At 63.7% G+C, this 20,756-nt stretch carries 14 protein-coding genes; 11 read left to right on the top strand and 3 right to left on the bottom strand.

Annotation, left to right across the window (positions count from 1 at the left end; translation table 11 throughout):
- Window positions 1–9: 9 nt before the first annotated feature.
- Both RSO67_RS18400 and RSO67_RS18395 read right to left on the bottom strand, forming a co-directional pair.
- Window positions 10–687, bottom strand: coding sequence for a PilZ domain-containing protein (locus RSO67_RS18400; RefSeq protein WP_309941303.1), 678 nt, complete (start codon window positions 685–687; stop codon window positions 10–12).
- A 164-nt stretch (window positions 688–851) separates the two neighbouring features.
- Window positions 852–1,649, bottom strand: coding sequence for a class I SAM-dependent methyltransferase (locus RSO67_RS18395; protein ID WP_315840021.1), 798 nt, complete (start codon window positions 1,647–1,649; stop codon window positions 852–854).
- A gap of 188 nt (window positions 1,650–1,837) precedes the next feature.
- Here RSO67_RS18395 and rutA point away from each other — a divergent pair, with 188 nt between their 5' ends.
- Window positions 1,838–2,938 carry a pyrimidine utilization protein A gene (rutA, locus tag RSO67_RS18390; RefSeq protein ID WP_315840020.1) on the top strand — a complete coding sequence of 367 codons (1,101 nt, stop codon included), beginning with the start codon at window positions 1,838–1,840 and terminating at the stop codon, window positions 2,936–2,938.
- 48 nt (window positions 2,939–2,986) lie between these two features.
- Here rutA and mutM read toward each other — a convergent pair whose 3' ends face one another.
- On the bottom strand, window positions 2,987–3,877 hold the full coding sequence (mutM, locus tag RSO67_RS18385; protein ID WP_315840019.1) for a bifunctional DNA-formamidopyrimidine glycosylase/DNA-(apurinic or apyrimidinic site) lyase: 891 nt from the start codon (window positions 3,875–3,877) through the stop codon (window positions 2,987–2,989).
- Window positions 3,878–3,971: 94 nt separating this feature from the next.
- Here mutM and ubiE point away from each other — a divergent pair, with 94 nt between their 5' ends.
- The 10 genes from ubiE to addA all read left to right on the top strand — a co-directional run bounded on the left by ubiE (window position 3,972) and on the right by addA (window position 20,686).
- The gene (ubiE, locus tag RSO67_RS18380; protein WP_315844295.1) at window positions 3,972–4,733 is read left to right on the top strand and encodes a bifunctional demethylmenaquinone methyltransferase/2-methoxy-6-polyprenyl-1,4-benzoquinol methylase UbiE; all 762 of its coding nucleotides are present in this window, start codon (window positions 3,972–3,974) and stop codon (window positions 4,731–4,733) included.
- The gene (gene ubiB, locus RSO67_RS18375; protein ID WP_315840018.1) at window positions 4,730–6,298 is read left to right on the top strand and encodes a 2-polyprenylphenol 6-hydroxylase; all 1,569 of its coding nucleotides are present in this window, start codon (window positions 4,730–4,732) and stop codon (window positions 6,296–6,298) included. Before ubiE ends, ubiB begins: the two co-directional genes overlap by 4 nt.
- 61 nt (window positions 6,299–6,359) lie before the next feature.
- Window positions 6,360–7,820, top strand: coding sequence for a bifunctional phosphopantothenoylcysteine decarboxylase/phosphopantothenate--cysteine ligase CoaBC (coaBC, locus tag RSO67_RS18370; RefSeq protein ID WP_315840017.1), 1,461 nt, complete (start codon window positions 6,360–6,362; stop codon window positions 7,818–7,820).
- Window positions 7,817–8,281: a dUTP diphosphatase gene (gene dut, locus RSO67_RS18365; protein WP_315840016.1), complete on the top strand. Its 465-nt coding sequence runs from the start codon at window positions 7,817–7,819 to the stop codon at window positions 8,279–8,281. The genes coaBC and dut overlap by 4 nt, the downstream gene beginning before the upstream one ends.
- 286 nt (window positions 8,282–8,567) lie before the next feature.
- Window positions 8,568–11,090: an ATP-binding protein gene (locus RSO67_RS18360; RefSeq protein WP_315840015.1), complete on the top strand. Its 2,523-nt coding sequence runs from the start codon at window positions 8,568–8,570 to the stop codon at window positions 11,088–11,090.
- An 11-nt stretch (window positions 11,091–11,101) separates the two neighbouring features.
- Window positions 11,102–12,625 (top strand): tRNA (adenosine(37)-N6)-threonylcarbamoyltransferase complex ATPase subunit type 1 TsaE, encoded by a 1,524-nt coding sequence (tsaE, locus tag RSO67_RS18355; RefSeq protein ID WP_315844294.1) that lies wholly within the window; start codon window positions 11,102–11,104, stop codon window positions 12,623–12,625.
- A gap of 92 nt (window positions 12,626–12,717) precedes the next feature.
- Window positions 12,718–13,035: a PilZ domain-containing protein gene (locus RSO67_RS18350; RefSeq protein WP_068734110.1), complete on the top strand. Its 318-nt coding sequence runs from the start codon at window positions 12,718–12,720 to the stop codon at window positions 13,033–13,035.
- A 177-nt stretch (window positions 13,036–13,212) separates the two neighbouring features.
- Window positions 13,213–13,935 carry a nucleotidyltransferase family protein gene (locus tag RSO67_RS18345; RefSeq protein ID WP_315840014.1) on the top strand — a complete coding sequence of 241 codons (723 nt, stop codon included), beginning with the start codon at window positions 13,213–13,215 and terminating at the stop codon, window positions 13,933–13,935.
- Between the two features lie 68 nt (window positions 13,936–14,003).
- The gene (gene addB / locus RSO67_RS18340; protein WP_315840013.1) at window positions 14,004–17,195 is read left to right on the top strand and encodes a double-strand break repair protein AddB; all 3,192 of its coding nucleotides are present in this window, start codon (window positions 14,004–14,006) and stop codon (window positions 17,193–17,195) included.
- A complete protein-coding gene (gene addA, locus RSO67_RS18335) occupies window positions 17,192–20,686 on the top strand; it encodes a double-strand break repair helicase AddA (RefSeq protein WP_315840012.1) in 3,495 nt (1,164 codons plus the stop codon). Before addB ends, addA begins: the two co-directional genes overlap by 4 nt.
- The last annotated feature ends 70 nt before the right edge of the window (window positions 20,687–20,756 follow it).

The raw sequence follows: 20,756 nt of genomic DNA, 5'->3' as shown, positions 1-20,756 counted from the left end.
CGACGTTCGTTAGTCCACTTCCTCGTACATCGAATCCATCTGCGCCGCGAACGGCGTCGCACGCGGCGGCGGCGCTGCGGGCGCGCGGATGATCCGGCGTTCGAGTTGTTCGCGGTTCTGCTGCTCGACGAATTTCACTGCGAAGCCACCCTGGAGATGGCGCACCACGCGGCCGACGCAGGCGCCGACGGCGAGCGGCGTTCCGACCTCCGGCTGCACATCGGCAGAGACTGCAGCACCGGACACCGACATGTCGATCACAAAGCAGCTTTTCATGCTGCCGTCGGCAAAGGTCAGCATGGAATGCGGGCTCGCGGGAATGAGGCGCGCCTGCTTGCGCTCTTCCCGCACCGTGGGGTCTTTCTGGAATTTCTCCAGCCAGGTCAGCTTGTCCGAGAGCTTCTGACGCATCGGCGGCGTCATGTTGAGTTCGAGCAGGAAACTGCCGGAGATGGTGTCGCTGATGCGACCTTCGAGCTGACCGAAGTCGCCAAAATAGGGCGTGATGCGATCGCCGATACGACCGACCACCGGCACATCGACAATCATCCGGAACGGCGAGACGCGGCTGGTCCGGCAAGCAAAGCTGCGCGGATTGCCTGCGGAATCGAGCCAGTTCGACAGCGTATATTGTCCGCTGACGACAACGTTGACGGCCCGCTGCTTGAGGAATTTTTCGACGGACACAGGTTCATCCTCTACGGTACATTTCCACCACCATAGAAAACCCAACCACGCCAGCATTTGCGCCCGCTTTGGTTATTGCGTTACTTATATACCCTTTCAAGTTGAGGAAATATTACCGGCAAAATCCCGGCGATTTGGCCACGGCAGCTGGCAGACGCCCTGCCTCAGCCCGGCACCCGCCCCTTGATGGCATTGGCGCGGGCACTGCAGGTGATACGGCCGGTTGCATCCTCCGAAAGTCCCGTCCGGACGCGTGATTTGAGCTGCACAATATCCTCCGGCGTCATCACCGTCAGAGCTGCCTTCACCGATGGCCCTGCGGACGAGGCCGACCAGAAGTCGTCGAAATCGGTGAATTCCCTGGTGACATCGATCACGCGGGTTTCGACGTCCACCAAACCGGCAGAGGTCCACAGCGACTGCATCACGTCGAGGCGCGATGCGTCCACGCTCGGCGGAAGCGACGGCATCTGGCCCATCTTCAGCAATTCACCAAGGATCGGCTGCAGCGGAAAGCCGCCGCCATCCATATCCCAGGCATAGGCGGCGACCATGCCGCCGGGTGACACGACACGCACCATTTCCGCCACGCCCTTCGCTGGCTCCGGCACGAAGAAGATCACAAGCGCCATCACAGCCACATCGAAGCTGCGATCGGGAAACGGCAGCGCCATCGCATCGCCCTGATGAAACGCGGCCAGTGCCGCGCCCGGCCTCGTCCGCGCATAAGCAAGCTGCGGCTCCGAGGGATCGATACCATCGATCACCGACGGCGCATGACGCTCGGCGATCAGCTGCGTGAAGGCGCCGTTGCCGCAGCCGACATCGACCCAGGCAAGACCCGGCTTTGGCGCCACCCAATCCAGAAAGACCTCGCCGGCGCTGCGGCTCCAGACGCCCATCATCCGCTCATAGGACGCGCCATCATTGAAGCGGATGGAGGGAGACGATGCGTCGGTCATGGGGAGTCCTCAATAGGGTGTTGGCGGCAGACCATGGCCGGAAATGCATCGCCTGCAACCTCTATCCTTCATGGTGAGATCGTGTGGTCGACGCAAGAGCGCGTATCGGCACGGTTGTTGCTTTGTTCAACACAAGCAGAATGGTTCGCGATGCCCCGAGGGGGCACGCGATTGCGGAGGAGAGCGAGATGAAGGTCGGCGTATTCATTCCAATCGGGAACAATGGCTGGTTGCTCTCTGAAAATGCCCCGCAATACATGCCGACTTTCGACCTCAACAAGGAGGTGACGCTAAAGGCCGAACATTACGGCCTCGATTTTGTGCTCTCGATGATCAAATTGCGTGGCTTCGGCGGGAAGACCGAATTCTGGGATCACAATCTGGAATCCTTCACCCTGACGGCCGGATTGGCCGCGGTGACCAAGCGAATAAAATTGTTTGCCACGGCAGCGACGCTTGTGATGCCTCCCGCGATTGCTGCACGCATGGCGGTGACCATCGATTCGATTTCACACGGCCGCTTTGGCCTCAATCTCATCACCGGGTGGCAACGTCCCGAATATTCGCAGATGGGGCTTTGGCCGGGCGACGAATACTTCGCGCGCCGCTACGAATATCTTTCGGAATATGTCGAGATCCTGCGCGAGCTCTGGCAGACCGGCGCCTCGGATCGCAAGGGCGAGTTCTTCCAGATGGAGGACTGCCGCGTCAGCCCGCGGCCGCAGGCGGACATGAAGATCATTTGCGCCGGCCAGAGCGGCGCCGGAATGGCCTTCTCCGCAAAATACGCCGACTACAATTTCTGCTTCGGCAAGGGCGTCAACGCCCCGACCGATTTTGCGCCCGCCGCCGAACGGCTGCTCGAGGCTACGCATGACACCGGCCGGCACGTGACGACCTATGTGCTGTTCATGGTGATCGCGGCGGAAACCGACGATGCCGCGTTCGCAAAGTGGGAGCACTACAAAGCCGGCGTGGATCACGAAGCGGTCGCCTGGCTGGGCGTACAGGGTGCGGCGGACACGAAGTCAGGTAAGGACACCAACATCCGCCAGATGGCGGACCCCACATCAGCGGTCAATATCAACATGGGGACCTTCGTCGGCTCATTCGCCAACGTCGCCCGCATGCTCGACGAGGTTGCCACCGTGCCGGGCACCGAGGGCGTGTTGCTCACCTTCGACGACTTCGTCCAAGGCGTTGAAGACTTCGGCCAGCGCATTCAACCCTTGATGACCTCGCGTGCGGGGGTCGCAGAGGCCGCAGCCGCCGCATTGAAAGACATGTGAGGATCGATACTCAACAACGACGTGCCGGCAAGGCCGGCCGACGCGGTGTCACCTCTGACACTTCGGGCACCAAAACGTCGACCGCCCGTTCTGCACGAAGCGCTTCACGATGCCTGAGCAGCCATCGGTCTGGCACGGCTCGCCTTCGCGGTCATAGACCTGAAACGAGTGCTGGAAGTAACCGAGCTCGCCATCGGTCTGGCGGTGATCGCGCAGCGACGAGCCGCCGGCCTTGATGGCCTGGTTCAGCACCTCGTGGATCGCCGAGACCAGTCGTTTGGAATGATCGGTCGGCTCGCCCTTCTTGGTCGCCAGCGTCGCCGCCAGCCGCCGCGGCGACAAATGCGAGCGAAACAGCGCCTCGCAGACATAGATGTTGCCGAGGCCTGCGACGACGCGCTGATCGAGCAGCGCGGCCTTGAGGCTGGTCTTCTTGCCTGCGGTGGCGCCGGCCAGCATCGCCGCATCGAAGGCGTTGCCCAGCGGCTCGGGGCCGATGTCCTTCAGGAACGGCTCGTTCTCGATCTCGCTGCGCGCAAAGATCTTCATGAAGCCGAAGCGGCGGGGATCGTTGTAGATGACCGACGGCCCCGATGACATGTGGAAGACGACATGGTCGTGCGCGCGCTCGTCGCTGCGCGGATGATGGAAGGCGCCGGGCATCACATTTTCTTCATCGGGCGCATCGGACACCACCCGGAACGAACCGGACATGCCCAGATGCATCAGCAGCACGTCGCCGGAATCCAGATCCGCCAGCAGATATTTGGCGCGGCGGCCAAGGCTGGCGACGGTCCGGCCCTGCAACCTGCCGGCAAAATCCGGCTGAAACGGAAACCGCAGGTCTTTTCGCCGCAGCTCCAGACGGGTGATCTTCGACCCCTCCATGGCGGGCTGCAGGCCGCGGCGGACGGTCTCGACTTCGGGCAATTCAGGCATGATTCACGTCATTCACCTTGAGAGGCTGACGTGATAGCCCCATTGCCGTAGGCGCGCTATGGTCCGCCGCGATGAGGCTTTTGAGATGAAAACGATGGATCAGCCGGGCGAAACCACCCATTTCGGCTTCAGGGACGTCCCCGTGGGCGACAAGCAGACGCTGGTGAACGACGTGTTCCACAGCGTGGCCCGGCGCTACGACCTGATGAATGATCTGATGTCCGGCGGCATGCATCGCGTCTGGAAGGACGTGATGATTAACCAGCTCAACCCGCCACGCTCCGACGCGCCGTTTGCCCTGCTCGACGTCGCCGGCGGCACCGGCGACATTTCCTTCCGCGCCGCCAAGGCGTCCGGCCTCGGCTTCACGGCGACGGTCTGCGACATCAACACCGGCATGCTCGATGTCGGCCGTGAGCGCGCCATTACCCACCATCTCGAACATCAGGTCTCCTTCGTCGAGGGCAACGCAGAAGAGTTGCCATTCGCCGACAAGAGCTATGACGCCTATACGATCGCCTTCGGCATCCGCAACGTGCCGCGCATCGACCGCGCGCTCGCTGAGGCCTATCGCGTGTTGAAGCCGGGCAGCCGTTTTCTCTGTCTCGAATTCTCGACCGTCGACGTACCGGGCCTCGACGAGATCTATGACCTGTTTTCGTTCAAGGTGATCCCGCCGCTCGGCAAGGCGGTCACCGGCGACTCTGAGTCGTATCAGTATCTCGTCGAATCGATCCGCAAGTTTCCGAAGCCGCCCATTTTTGCCGACATAATCCGCGAGGCCGGCTTCTCCCGCGTGAAGTACGAACTCCTCTCGGGCGGCATCGTCGCGCTGCATTCGGGCTGGCGTTTGTGATCTCCGCACTCAATCATATGGCGCGGCTGGCCCGCGCCGGCTTCGTGTTTGCGCGCGAAGGCGTGTTCGGCGTCGTCGATCCCTCGCTGGTGCCGCCGCCGGGACAGCTCGCGCTGCGCATGGCGCGGCTCATTGAGCGGCCCGGCGCGAAATCCGGCGCACGGCTGTCGCGCGCGCTGACCCGGCTGGGACCTGCCTATCTCAAGCTCGGGCAGTTTCTCGCGACACGGCCCGACGTGGTCGGCGTCGCCATGGCGCGCGATCTCGAAAGTCTGCAGGATCGGCTGCCGCCGTTCTCCCTGACCGAGGCCGAAGGCGTCGTCGCCGCTTCGCTGGAACGCCCTGTGGCGCAGCTCTATGCGAGCTTCAGCCCGCCGGTCGCCGCGGCCTCGATCGCGCAAGTGCATCGCGCCGAGATAGACAAGGACGGTGTCCGCAAGACATACGCCGTGAAAGTGCTGCGCCCGAATGTCGCGGCACAATTTCGCCGCGACCTCGGCGATTTCGCTTACGTCGCCCACAAGGCCGAAGAGCATTTTTCGGAAGCGCGGCGCCTTCGCCTGATCGAGATCATCACCACCATGTCGCGCTCGGTGGCGATGGAGATGGATCTTCGGCTCGAAGCCGCAGCACTCTCCGAGATGGCGGAGAACACCCGCAACGATTCGGATTTCCGCGTGCCGGAAGTGGACTGGGATCGTACCTCGCACAATGTGCTGACGATGGAGTGGATCGACGGTATCGCACTGAACGACCACAAGGGGTTGGAAGAATCCAACGTCGATCTGCCGGACCTTGGCCGCAAGGTGATCCAGAGCTTCCTGCGCCATGCGCTGCGTGACGGCTTCTTCCATGCCGACATGCACCCCGGCAATCTGTTCCTTGATCCTGACGGCCGCCTCGTCGCCGTCGACTTCGGCATCATGGGTCGGCTCGGTCTGAAGGAGCGCCGCTTCCTCGCGGAGATTCTGCTGGGCTTCATCACCCGCAACTATCGCCGCGTCGCCGAAGTCCACTTCGAGGCCGGCTATGTGCCAGGCCACCATTCAGTAGAGAATTTCGCGCAGGCGATCCGTGCCATCGGCGAGCCGATTCACAATCGCACGGCCGAAGAAATCTCGATGGCCAAGCTGCTGACGCTGCTGCTCGAGGTCACCGGTCTCTTTGATATGCGCACGCGGCCGGAATTGATCCTGCTGCAGAAGACCATGGTCGTGGTCGAAGGCGTCGCGCGAAGCTTCGATCCCAAGCTCGACATCTGGAAGGTCGCCGATCCCGTCGTCCGCGAATGGATCGAGCGCAATCTCGGCCCATTGGGCAAGATTCAGGGTGCGCTCGCCGGCGCCGGCGAACTCGGCAAGGTCGCCGGCAGTCTGCCGGCCTTGGCAACACGGGCGCTGACGGTGCTGGAACAGTTGGAGACCATGACCCGCGACGGCGTCAGGCTCGACGACGCGACCATTGCCGCCATCGCGCGGGCACGGGCCAAGCAGCTCCGCTGGCGCACGGTTGGCGTCTGGGTGATCGCCCTGTCATTCCTGGGACTCCTGCTCTCGATTCGCTAGAACTGATTGCAGTGCTGGCATTTTATGCTAGCATTGCCATCAGAACAGCGCGAGACGCCTCATGGCCAGCCTGACGATCCGCAAGCTCGACGACGCCATTCGCGATGAATTGCGGCTGCGTGCCGCCCGCAACGGACGGTCGGTTGAGGACGAGGTGCGGGTCATTTTGCGCGAGGCGTCGCAAGACGGCCTCAAGACTGACGCAAGACTTCCGCAAGACAAGCCAAACCCGGAAAACCCATCCAAGCCATTGAAATACATCGGCGATCAGCTCCGCGTCACGCTGATCATCGGCGGCGGCATCGCCGCCTATAAAGCGCTCGACCTGATCCGCCGGCTGAAAGAGCGCGGCATCCACGTCCGCGTGGTGCTCACCCGGGCCGCGCAGCAATTCGTCACCCCGCTGGCCGCCAGCGCCCTGTCCAACGAGCGGGCCTATACCGACCTGTTCGATCCGCAGAGCGAATTCGATGCCGGGCATATCCGTCTTGCGCGCGAATGCGATTTGATCGTGGTCGCACCCGCGACCGCAGACCTGATGGCGAAGATGGCCAATGGTCATGCGGATGATCTCGCCTCTGCGATTCTGCTCGCCGCCGACAAACCGATCCTGATTGCGCCGGCGATGAATCCGCTGATGTGGAATAACGCCGCGACGCGCCGCAATGTCGCGCAATTGCAGCGTGACGGCGTGAGGATGATCGGGCCGAATGCCGGCGAGATGGCCGAACGCAACGAATCCGGTGTCGGTCGCATGGCGGAGCCGACCGAGATCGCGATCGCGGCTCACACCTTCCTGCAGCCACCCACGCCGAAGCCACTGGCCGGCAAGCGCGTACTGATCACCGCGGGCCCGACCCATGAGCCGATCGATCCCGTGCGCTACATCGCCAATCGCTCGTCCGGCAAGCAAGGCTATGCGATTGCTGCCGCCGCGCGGGCCGCCGGCGCAGAGGTCATTCTCGTCTCGGGCCCGGTCGATCTCGACGAGGTGCCGGGCGTGATGATGATGCATGTCGAATCCGCGCGTGACATGCTCGCGGCGGTCCAGTCCGCGTTGCCGGTCGATATCGCGATTTTCGCGGCGGCTGTGGCCGACTGGCGCGTCGTCAACGAAGGTGCGCAGAAGTTGAAGAAGACCGCCGGTGCTGCGATGGCACCGCTGCAGCTCACGGAAAATCCCGATATTCTCGCGACGATCTCGAAACTCCCCGCGCATCGGCCGCCGCTGGTGATCGGCTTCGCCGCCGAAACCGAGCACCTGATCGACAACGCCAAGGCCAAGATCGCACGCAAGGGCTGCGACTGGATCGTTGCCAATGACGTCTCGCCAGCCACCGGCATCATGGGCGGCGACGACAATACCGTGCATCTGCTGACACGCAGCAAGGACAGCGCGGATATCGCCGTTGATTCGTGGGCACCGATGAGCAAGGAACAAGTCGCGACGACCCTGGTCGCGCGAATCGCCGACGCAGTGACATCAAATAAATCGACGCAATCCACGAAAGACCCATCATGAGCGCTGCCATCCCCGTTCAGGTCGACGTCCAGCAGCTCTCGCATGGCGCTGGCCTTGCGCTGCCGGCCTATCAGACCGCGCATGCCGCCGGCCTCGATCTACTCGCCGCAGTTCCCGAGGACCAGCCGATGATTCTCGCGAGCGGCAAATATGCGCTGGTGCCGACCGCGCTGACCATCGCCCTGCCGCCCGGCTATGAGGCGCAGGTGCGACCGCGCTCTGGCCTTGCCGCCAAGCACGGCATCACCGTGCTGAACTCACCGGGCACCATCGACGCCGATTACCGCGGCGAGATCGGCGTGCTGCTGATCAATCACGGCCCCGCGGATTTCACGATCAAACGCGGCGAGCGAATCGCCCAGATGTTGATCGCGCCGGTCACGCATGCGGAACTTATGGTGGTCGCGGCGCTCAGCGAAACCGAACGCGGCAGCGGCGGCTTCGGATCGACGGGGCGGTAAAAGCGACGGCACCCGTCCTCTCAACCGTCATTGCGAGGAGCCCTTGCGACGAAGCAATCCAGACTTCCTTCGCTTGGGGCCTTCGGGATTGCTTCGCTTCGCTCGCAACGACGGCTGATGGAACTGCGCATCCGTCCAATTCGATTCAAATCCTCCCGCATTTTTTAACCGGGGACTCTGCGTTCACGGTCTGGACTCTTACCCGGCGACTCCCGAAGCGGATATTGTCGAACGATTCGCGATCGGTGAGGGGCTGGTCGGGAAGACGTGCGGTTTGGGGCGAATGATGTCAGGCGTGATCGCGGCGATGCGTCGGACCTTGCTGTCGTGCACTTTCATCGTGCGCGACGGGCTTGTCGGCATCAGTGCGTCTGCACTTCTGGCCACCTCCTCGGCGTCGGCCGCCGACGAACCCTTCATTACCCAGACGCTCGCCAATCTGCTCGATCTCGATCGCCAGGAAATCGCCGCGCTGACGACAGCCACAGCGGTGCTCGGCTTCTCCGTCGTTTCCGCCATCCTGTTGATGCATAATCGTATTCGCTCGGCCAAGACCGAGGCGAAGCTGCGCGCCGAGCTGCATACGCTGCAGGTTGAATCCGACCGCTTTCGCGCCTTGCTGTTCACCGAACCGCAGGTGCTGATCGCCTGGGCTGCGGGCGAAACCCGTCCAGATATCTCCGGCGACACCGCATTGATGATGTCGCAGGACCCGCAGCAGCATCAGCCGCAGCGCATTCTCGCATTCGGAACATGGCTGCCGCCGGAACCCGCGCTGCGGATGGATCACGCCGTCGACGCACTGCTCGATGCCGGCGAAGGCTTTGTGCTGAATCTGACGACCTCGAGCGGCCGCGCCATCGAGGCGATGGGTCGCGCCATCGGCGGTCAGGCCATTGTCCGGATTCGCGAATTGAGCGGTTTGCGCCGCGAGCTCGCCGAAGTCTCGCTGCGTCACAAGGAACTGACTGAGGAAGCCGAGATTCTCCGCGGCTTCGCCAATGCCGCGCCATGGCCGATCTGGGCCAAACAGGCCGATGGCCGATTGAGCTTCGTCAATGCCGCCTATGCGCGTGCGACTGAAGCGACTGATACGGGCGATGCGGTCGGTCGCAATCTGGAACTGCTGGATAGCGACGACCGCAGCAGTTTGGCGCGTGCGCTGAACGACAACCAGCCATTTGCCGCGCGCGTGCCGATCGTGATCTCGGGTGAACGCCGTATTTTCGACGTCCACGCCGCCAAGGTCGCCAGCGGCAGCGCCGGCATGGCCATCGACGCCAGCGAAGCCGCGGCACTCAGCGCTGCGCTGGTGCGGATGGCCGAGGCGCATCGCCGCACGCTCGATCAGCTGTCGTCGGGCGTTGCCGTATTCGACGGCCAGCGCCGCCTCGCCTTCTACAACGACTCCTATCGTCGGCTGTGGGATCTCGACCGCACCTTCCTCGACGGTAATCCCGACGACTCCAGTGTGCTCGACCGTCTCCGTGCCGCGCGAAAACTGCCGGAGCAGCCCGACTTCCGCGCCTGGAAGGCCAAGCTTCACGAAGCCTATCGTGCCGTCGAAGCCCATAAGGATGTCTGGTATCTGCCGGATGGCCGCGCGCTCTCGATCGTCACCACGCCGAATCCCGAAGGCGGCGTCACCTATCTGTTCGACGATGTCACCGAGAGCCTTGAACTGGCACGGCGCTTCGACGGCCTGATCCGCGTTCAGCGCGAGACCCTCGACAATCTCGCCGAGGCCGTCGCCGTGTTCGGCAGCAACGGCCGCGCGCAACTGTTCAATCCGGCTTTCGCCAAGATGTGGAAGCTGTCGGACGAAGCGCTGGAACAGCGTCCGCATATCGAAATGGTCGAGACCTGGTGCCGGCCATTGTTCGACGACACTCCGACATGGCAGGCGATCCGCAGTGCCATTACCGGGATCGACAATCGCAAGTCTGTTCCGCTCAAGCTCGAGCGCAAGGACGGCAGCGTGCTGGCGTGCATGACCATGCCGCTGCCCGACGGCGCGACCATGCTCACCTTCCAGGACATTTCGGACGCCGAGAATGTCGAGCGCGCTCTGCGCGAGCGCAACGAGGCGCTGGAGACCGCCGACCAGATGAAGGTCGACTTCGTCCACCACGTCTCCTACGAGCTACGCTCGCCGCTGACCACGATCATCGGCTTCGCGCATCTGCTCAGCGATCCCGTCACCGGCCCGCTGATGCCGAAGCAGGCGGAATATCTCGATTACATCACCACCTCGACCGGTGCGCTGCTGGCGATCATCAACAATATCCTGGATCTTGCCACCATCGATGCCGGCGCGATGACGCTGAATCTCGGCCCGATCGATATCCGCAAGACCATCTCGGCGGCGGCCGAAGGCATTCAGGATCGACTGGCGAAGGATCACATCGCGCTGCAGATCGACGTCGATCCGGCCATCGGCAGCTTCACCGGCGACGAAAGCCGCGTGGTGCAGGTACTATATAATCTGCTCGCCAACGCGGTCGGCTTCGCACCGCAGAATTCGGCGATCACGCTGACGGCGCGCCGCTCGGAGCACACGGTCACATTCGCAGTGACGGATCGCGGCCCCGGCATTCCGCCTGAAGTAAAGGACAAGGTGTTCGACTGGTTCGAAAGCCACGCCAATGGCTCGCGTCATCGCGGCGCCGGCCTCGGTCTGTCGCTGGTGCGCTCCTTCGTCGAATTGCATGGCGGCAAAGTCCGCGTCGATTCCGCGGTCGGCAAGGGCACCACCGTCAGCTGCGACTTCCCCATCGACCAGACCGCGCATCGCAACGCCGCCGAATGAGCGAATCCATCATAAACGAGCCCTGCACATTTTCGCTGGCGCTCGCAAATGAGACCGCCACTGCGCAATTGATGGCCGACCTCGCTCTGCTGATCAGCCCCGGCGATGTCATCACCCTCTCGGGCGATCTCGGCGCCGGCAAGACGGCTGCGGCACGCGCGATGATTCGCTATCTCGCCAGCGATCCCGAGCTTGAAGTACCGAGCCCGACTTTCACGCTGGCACAGAGCTACGACCTGCCGTCGTTTCCTCTCATCCACGCCGATCTCTATCGCATCAACGACGCGAGTGAACTCGAGGAGATCGGTCTCTCACCGCTCCCGGATGGCGTGGTCGCACTGATCGAATGGCCGGAGCGCGCCGATGGTACGCTGCCGCCGGATCGTATCGATATTGCGCTCAGCCATCGCCCGGCACTGGGCTCCGTGGCGCGTGCGGCGGAGATCACCGGTCACGGCAAGGCCGCATCGATCGTTCTGCGCCTGAAAGCACTGCGTGAATTTCTCGAAGAAGCGCGCTATCTCGACGCCACGCGCCAGCGCATGGCCGGCGATGCGTCGACGCGCTCCTATGCGCGGCTGATTCGCGGTGACTACGTCTTCATCCTGATGAATGCGCCGAAGCGGCCGGATGGCGCGCCGGTCTATAACGGCAAGTCCTACAGCGCAGCGGTGCATCTGGCGGAGGACGTCAGACCGTTCGTCGCCATTGCGAACGGTTTGCGCGCGCAGGGGATCTCCGCGCCGGCGATCCATCACGCCGATCTCGATGCGGGTTTCCTGATCACCGAGGATTTCGGCACGGCGCCGGTGACCGAAGGCGAGCCGCCGGCGCCGATCGCCGAGCGCTATCAGGCAGCAACCGACATGCTGGCAATGCTGCACGGCAAGACGCTGCCGGAGACACTGCCGCTGTTGCCGCATGTCGATTACGCCATTCCCGTCTTCGACACGGATGCATTGATGGTCGAGATCGGCCTGATGCCGGAATGGTATCTGCCGGACCGTAACGCGCCACTCTCCGATGACGCTCGCACTGAATTTGTCACGATGTGGCGTGAACTCCTGGCGAAGCCCGCGGCCGCGCCGAAGACCTGGGTGCTGCGCGATTTCCATTCGCCAAATATCATCTGGCTCGAGGATCGCGAGGGCATCAAGAAGGTCGGCGTGATCGACTTTCAGGACACGGTGCTCGGCCCCGCCGCCTATGATCTCGTCTCGCTGCTGCAAGACGCGCGTATCGACGTGCCCGAGCAACTCGAGCTGACCATGCTGACGCGCTACATCAAGGCGCGCCGCGCAGCAGATCCCGCCTTCGATCCTGGGGCCTTTGCCGAACTCTATGCGATCATGTCGGCTCAGCGGAATACGCGATTGCTTGGGACGTTTGCGCGACTCAATCGCCGCGACGGCAAGCCGCATTATCTCAAGCACCAGCCGCGGATCTGGACCTATCTCAACCGTTCGCTGGCGCATCCGACGCTGGCGTCGTTCCAGCAGTGGTATGCGGCGTATGTGCCACCGCCGCGGGCCTAACACTTCCTTAACCACTTATTAGTCGCACACACTCTATCCTGCGCTTGAGCTCCGCACGTGCGGGGCTTGGCGTACTGGACAAGGGACGTGTCATGACGGAGCGGCGTGCCGGAGATCGGGTCGTTTTCGAGCGCGGCTTTCCTGCGCACATGATGGGCATCGACGGCACCTGGCGTCGCTCCTGCATCATGGAAGATATTTCCGAGACCGGTGCCAAGCTCACCGTCGATGGTTCTGTCGAAGGATTGAACCTGAAAGAATTCTTCCTTCTGCTCTCGTCAACCGGACTTGCCTATCGCCGCTGCGAACTCGGCTGGGTCAATGGCGACCAGATTGGTGTGAACTTTCTCAAACCGAACGACAAAAAGAAAAAGACGAAACGTTCCGAGACGCAGGAGGCAGAAACGTGACTGTGCAGGCGGGTGCAATTGTCGCATCCGCGTCATCTCGGCCCATTATGGCTCGATAGGTTCATGCATGCGACACGCCGCTGTGCTACCATTATTTCAGCTCGAAAATTCAAGAACGATTCCATCAAGGCCCATCATTCTACCAAGGCCCGTCCTTCTATTAAGGCCAATGTCGCCATGTCCGTAAAACCCACCAAAGCAATGGTTCTCGCCGCCGGTCTCGGCCTGCGTATGCGACCGCTCACCGACAATCTGCCGAAGCCACTGGTCCCTGTCGCAGGGCAGCCGCTGCTGGATCATGTGCTCGACAAACTCGCCGCTGCCGGCGTGACCGAAGCGGTGGTCAATGTGCATTACCTGCCCGACCAGATCATCGATCATGTCGCGACGCGCATCGAACCGAAGATCATCATTTCCGACGAGCGCGATCAGGTGCTCGGCACCGGCGGCGCCGTGGTGAAGGCCCTGCCGCTGCTCGGCAGCGAGCCGTTCTATCATCTCAATGCCGACACGATGTGGATCGACGGGGTGCAGCCGAATCTCGCGCGTCTTGCGGAGGCCTTCGATCCTGCACGCATGGATATCCTGCTCTTGATGGCGCCGACCGCCAACAGCATCGGCTATGCCGGATGCGGCGACTACGCGATGCTCACCGATGGTGCGCTGCGTCGCCGCAAGGAGAATCAGGTCGTACCGTTCGTCTATGCCGGCGTCGCGATCCTGTCGCCGGCGCTGTTCAAGGATGCGCCATCCGGCGAATTCTCGCTGACCAGACTGTTCGACAAGGCCAACGAGCAGGAGCGCCTGTTCGGGCTGCGCATGGAAGGCGTCTGGATGCATGTCGGCACGCCCGACGCCGTGCGCGCCGCGGAAGACGCGTTCCTCGCCAGCGTCGCCTGAGTTTCCTGCGACTCCCGTCGCCTTTCCAGCCATGCCATGATGCACCCTGATCACGAATCAGGGTGTTCATGCGCGTCTTCAACATTCCATCCTCTGCGCCGTTCCTGCGCACGCTGATCACCGCGCTTGTCGACGGTGATCTCGTCGAGGGATTCTCTGCACGCGGCGCGCCGGAGAAACTGGCTGAAGTCACCCTGTATCTGCCCACACGCCGCGCCGGCCGCATGGCACAGGAGATCTTCCTCGACGTGCTCGGCACCGACGCCGTGCTGCTGCCGCGTATCGTTCCGCTCGGGGATGTCGATGAGGAGGAACTGGCCTTTGCGCAGGCGGCATCGCCCGAGGCCCTCGAAAGGCTGGATGCACCGCCCGCGCTTGACGGATTGCAGCGCCGGCTTCTGCTGGCGCAACTGATTGCCGCATGGGCGAAGCAACTCGCGCCCGGCGACCCCGGCCAGACACCGCTCGTGGTCGGTGGCCCCGCCTCGACGCTCGCGCTGGCCGACGATCTGGCGCGGCTGATGGACGACATGGCGACGCGCAAGGTCGACTGGGGCGCGCTGGACGGGCTGGTACCCGATGCGCTCGATCAGTATTGGCAATTGACGCTGCAGTTTCTGGGTATCGCCAGAAATGTGTGGCCGGACATCCTCGCGGCTCACAATGCGATCGAGCCTGCGGTGCGCCGTGATCTCTTGATCGACGCGGAAGCAGCGCGCCTGAAAGCGCACAAAGGCGGCCCGATCATCGCGGCAGGTTCGACAGGCTCGATGCCGACCACGGCGAAGTTCCTGCGCGAAGTCGCGCAACTGCCTGATGGCGCTGTCGTGCTGCCCGGCCTCGATACCGACCTCGACGACATCGCATGGAATCTCATCGGCGGCACCAAGGATGCATTCGGCCGAACCGAATCCTCGGCATCGAACCATCCGCAATTCGCGCTGCACGCACTGCTGGAACGCTTCGGCATCACGCGCCGCGATGTGATGACGCTCGGCACGCCGTCACCGCAGGGCCGCGAATTGCTGGCCTCGGAGGCGATGCGCCCGTCCAATGCCACGGCGCAATGGCATACGCGACTGGCGCAGCCCGCCGTGGAGCAGAAGATTGCGGCCGGCATGCAGAATCTCGCCGTGATTGCCGCCACCAATCCGGAAATGGAAGCGCTGGCCATCGCGATTGCGATGCGTGAGGCTCATGAGCTGAAGAAATCCGCAGCCCTCGTGACGCCCGACCGCGCACTGGCGCGCCGGGTAATGGCCGCGCTCGGCCGCTGGAATCTGATTTTCGACGACTCCGGCGGCGACGCGCTGACGGAGACATCGGCCGGCATCTTTGCACGCCTCATTGCCGAGGCCGCGGCGGAGCAGCTCGAACCGGCGACATTGCTGGCGCTGTTGAAACATCCGCTGTTTCGCCTTGGCGCCGCACCGAACGCCTGGAAAGACGCGATCGAGACGCTCGAACTCGCACTGCTGCGCGGCACGCGGCCGACGCCGGGCACGGCGGGACTGGCGCAGGATTTCGCGCGGTTCCGCGACGAGCTCCGCAAGCTGCGCCGCCGCGAAGCCTCGATGCTGCATGGCGCGGAGCCCCGCGCAAAACTCGACGACGACCGTCTCGACCGCGCGGAAGAATTGATCGTGGGATTGCGCGCGGCGCTGGCGCCGCTGGAGAGCATCCACCCGATCCGACCGATCGATTTCGCCGAGGTCGCGCTGCGGCATCGCGAAGCGATCAGGCTGCTATCGCGCGACGACAGGAACAACGACGTCGCGCTTGTGGGGCGCGAAGGCACGGCGCTGACCAAGGCATTCGACGATCTCGTCGTCATGGAGACCGTCGCGACCGAGAGCGGCGACGAAGAGCGACTACGCCCCAGCGGGCTGATGATGCAGCTCCGCGATTATCCCGATGTGTTTCACACCGCCTTCGCCGACCGCATCGTGCGCCGGCCGGAAGTCGCCAATGCGACTTTGCGCATCTACGGCCAGCTCGAAGCACGCCTGACGCAATCGGATCGTGTGATTCTCGGCGGTCTCGTCGAAGGCATCTGGCCGCCGTCGCCGCGCATCGATCCCTGGCTCAGCCGCCCGATGCGGCATCAACTTGGTCTCGATCTCCCGGAGCGCCGCATCGGCCTCACCGCGCATGACTTCGTGCAGCTGCTCGGCACGGAAGACGTCATCCTCAGTCACGCGGCAAAAGTCGGCGGCGCACCGGCCGTGGCCTCGCGTTTCCTGCACCGGCTCGAAGCCGTCGCCGGCGAGACCCGCTGGGACGCGGCGCTGGCCGCGGGCGAGCATTATGTTCGCTATGCCGAAGAGCTCGATAAACCCGAGACCGTCACGCCGATTGCCCAGCCGGAGCCGCGGCCGCCGCGTGCTGCACGTCCGCTCAGGCTGTCGGTCACCGCCATCGAGGACTGGCTGCGCGATCCCTATACGATCTATGCCAAATATATTCTGGGCCTGGCGCCGCTCGATCCCGTCGACATGCCGCTCTCGGCCGCCGACCGGGGATCGGCGATTCACGCGTCGCTCGGCGACTTCACGATGGAATACAGCAAGGCGCTGCCTGACGATCCCGCCCGCGAGCTGCGCCGGATCGGCGACCGGCATTTTGCGCCGCTGATGGCGCGGCCTGAAGCGCGCGCATTGTGGTGGCCGCGCTTCCTGCGCATCGCATCGTGGTTCGGCGCCTGGGAAATCGACCGCCGCATCAATGTCGCCAGTATCGATGCGGAAGTGCGCGGAGAGATCACGATCCCGCTCGATCACAACCGTGTCTTCCATCTCTCGGCGCGGGCCGACCGTATCGAACACCGCAGCGACCGCACTTTCGCGCTCTTGGACTACAAGACCGGCCAGCCGCCCACCGGCAAGCAGGTGCGCATGGGCCTGTCGCCGCAGCTCACACTGGAAGCCGCAATCCTGCGCGAGGGTGGATTTGCCGGCATTGCCGCGGGCTCGTCGGTCAGCGAACTGGTCTATGTCCGGCTCAGCGGCAACAACCCGCCTGGCGAAGAGCGGTCGCTCGAACTGAAGATCGAGCGCAAGGACGAGCCGCAATTGCCCGACGATGCTGCGATCGAAGCGCGCACCAAGCTGGAAGCGCTGATCCGCAGCTTCGAAGACGAAGCCACCGCCTATACGTCGCTCAGCCTGTCCATGTGGTCCAACCGCTATGGCAGCTATGACGATCTGGCGCGGATCAAGGAATGGTCGGCCAATGGTGGCTCTGGGGGAGGCGAGTCATGAGCGGCCCGCGCAATATCCCGCCCGCGGCGAGCGCCAAGCAGCAACTCGCATCGGATCCCGCTTCCTCCGTATTCGTCTCGGCCAATGCCGGCTCCGGCAAGACCTATGTGCTGGTCAACCGCGTCATCCGGCTGCTGCTCGACGGCGTGCCGCCCGAGAAGATTCTCTGCGTCACCTTCACCAAGGCCGCTGCGGCCAACATGGCGGAGCGCGTCTTCACGCGGCTCGGCCATTGGGTCACGCTGGATGACGCCGCACTCGACGCGGAAATCAGGAATGCCGGCGTTCCCGCATCGAACAGCAGACTGCGCTCGCGGGCGCGCGAATTGTTCGCCAGCGCGCTGGAGACGCCGGGTGGTCTGAAAGTCCAGACGATCCACGCGCTGTGTACGCGACTGCTGCAACAATTTCCGTTCGAGGCCAATGTGCCGGCGCGGTTCAGCGTGCTCGACGACCGCGACCAGAACGAGATGATGGAGCGCGCCAGCCTGCAGGTGCTGCTGCACGCGGCGGCGGCGCCTGACAGCGCAGAAGGCCGCGCGTTGACAACGGCCATGACCTCGGCCGCCGACGTGACGTTCCGCGACGTGGTGCGCGAGGCGAGTCTGTCCCGCGATCAGTTCCTGGCGTGGATCGAGCGCGCCGGCTCGACCGACGCCGCGATGGCGCAGCTGTCGGCAACGCTGGGCGTCACGCCCGGCGATACCAAAGGGAGCGTCGAGCTGGAGATCATCGACGGACCGCATCTGCCGCGCGAGCGCTGGATCCTTGCCGCGGAAATCTTCGCGACCGGCAGCAAGACCGATAACGATCAGGCAGCACGGCTGCGCGAAGCTCTGGCGCTATCGGGCACCGAGCAGGTCGAGAAATATCTCGAACTGTTTCTGACCAAGGACCAATCGCTCCGTAAATCGCTTGCGACCAAGAAGATCGCGGACAGCCGGCCGGATCTGCTGGCGGCTTTGCAACGCGAAGGCGACCGCGTGATCCCGCTGCTGGAGCGTCGACGCGCCGTCGCGATGCGCGAGCGTACCCAGTCACTGCTGGTGATCGCCAGCCAGGTCGCGGAGAACTATCGCCGGGAGAAGAACGAACGCGGCTTGCTGGACTATGACGACCTGATCGCGCGCACGCTGGAGATGCTCGACAGGGTGTCGTCGAGCTGGGTGCATTTCAAGCTCGACCGCGGCGTCGATCATGTGCTGATCGACGAGGCGCAGGATACGAGCCCGCGGCAATGGGACATCATCACCCATCTGATCTCGGAATTCACCTCCGGCGAAGGCGCGCGCGACGGCCTCAAGCGCACGATCTTCGCGGTGGGCGACGAGAAGCAGTCGATCTTTTCGTTCCAGGGGGCCGCACCGCGCGAATTCGACCTGCGGCGCAAGGCGCTGCAGAGCCGCTTCAAGGACGCCGGGATGAAGTTCGATCCCATCGCGTTCAGCCATTCGTTCCGGTCGGGCTCGGCCATTCTGCAGTCGGTCGATCACGTGTTTCGCGAGGAAGCAATTTTCCGCAGCATCCATGCCGTGGAGAACGGCTATCCCATTCATGAAACGCTGGAGGATGCCGGTCCCAGCCTGATCGATCTGTGGGAGCTGGAGCAGCCGGACGACCGGCCCAGTATCGAAGGCTGGCAGGCGCCATTCGACAAGCGCTCGGAGACCAGCCCGGAGGTGAAGCTCGCGCGCCGTGTGCAGACCGAGATCAAAGACTTGATCACGGCGAAGACCGAGACCGGGCCGCTCGGCAAACGCCGTGCGCTGCGCTATGGCGACATGCTGGTGCTGGTGCGCCGCCGCGGCAAAGCCTTCGACGCCATCATCCAGGCGCTGAAACATGCGGGCATTCCCGTCGCCGGCGCCGACCGACTCAAGCTCACCGAACATATCGCCATCATCGACCTGATGAATCTGGCCGACGCGCTGCTGCTTCCGCAGGACGATCTGGCACTGGCGACCGTGTTGAAGAGCCCGCTATTCGGACTCGATGACGATGACCTGTTCAAGCTGGCCTATGAGCGCACGGGATCGCTCCGCGACGCGCTCGACGAACAGGCGGCGAGCGATCCCAAGCTCGGCGGCGCTTTCAAGCGGCTCATCGCCTGCGAGAAACGCTTCGCCAGCGAGACGCCTTTCGCATTCTATGCCTGGCTGCTCGGCGGTGATCACGGCCGCGCGCGTATCCTGCGCCGGCTCGGCCATGAGGCCAATGACGCGCTCGACGAATTTCTCGAACTGGCACTGGGATATGAGCGCAAGGCGCCGGCCTCGCTGCAGGGCTTCATCGCCTGGCTGCGCGCCGCCGACACCGAAGTGAAGCGCGACATGGAGATCGCCCGCGACGAAGTCCGCGTGATGACCGTGCACGGCGCCAAGGGTCTGGAAGCGCCTGTTGTGTTCATGGTCGATACCACATCGTCGCCAGCGGATTCGCAGCGGCTCAACCTGATTCATCTCCCGCAGGGCAACGCCGCACCGAACAGCCCGGGCGTCGTGGTCTGGGCCGGCAAGAAGGCGGACGATCCGCCGGCCGTGGCGGCAGCGCGCGCCGACATGATCCGCGATACCGAGGACGAGTATCGCCGGCTGCTTTACGTCGCGATGACGCGCGCGGCCGATCGCCTGATCGTTGGCGGCTGCATGCCCGGCAACCGCAACGAAGTGCGGCCGCTGTCCTGGTACGACCTGATTCAGAAGGGCCTGGAAAACTCCGGGCTGCAGATGCAGAGCGTTCCGCCGCCGGACGGCGTGGTGAAACGCTATACGCGCGTGGAAGACGTGACACCGGCGCTTGGTGCGATGGCACCTGTCGCAGCGGGTGCGCCGATCGTGCTGCCGGCCTGGATGCGCGGCAAGGTCGGCGACCAGCCGCGCCGCGAAAGCCTGCTGCGGCCATCGGATGCCGACGACGATAACGACGGCCGCGGGCAGAGCTCGGGCGAATCCGAACGGCTGCGTCAACTGGCTCTGCAGCGCGGCAATCTCGTGCATCGCCTGTTGCAATCGCTGCCCGACATCGCCGCCGAGAAGCGTCGCGAGACCGCGCTGAATTTCCTCGCCCGCAACGCTAATGACTGGAGCGATCTCGACCGCGTGGCGCTGACCACGCAGGTGCTGTCGCTGATCGGCGATCCGCGCCTCGCGGAACTGTTTGCCCCCGGCAGTCGCGCCGAGGTGGCGGTGGCCGGACGACTGACGCGGAAGGATGGGACGCCCGTGCTGGTGTCGGGCCAGATCGACCGGCTGGTCCTGACCAAAACCGAGATCCGGATCGTCGATTACAAGACCAACCACAACCCGCCGCGCAGACTGATCGAGGCGCCCAAGGCCTATATCCGGCAGCTGGCGCTGTATCGCGGCGTGCTCGCCAAGTTATACCCAGACCGGCCGATCCGGGCTGCCCTGCTCTGGACGGAAACGCTTGAAATGATGGAGATTTCCGGTGCTGCGCTGGACGCGGAGCTGGCCGCCATCATCTCACTGTGACCAACCTTGACCCGGCAAGGGGGCGTTCATAGGTTGGATGCATCATTCCAGCGCGCGAATCTTCCAGCGC

Origin of the sequence: Tardiphaga sp. 709, assembly GCF_032401055.1 — a bacterium.
In the GTDB taxonomy this organism is placed as follows: domain Bacteria; phylum Pseudomonadota; class Alphaproteobacteria; order Rhizobiales; family Xanthobacteraceae; genus Tardiphaga.
The sequence above is the reverse complement of the archived record's forward strand: the minus strand, read 5'-3'. Positions and strand labels throughout refer to the sequence as shown.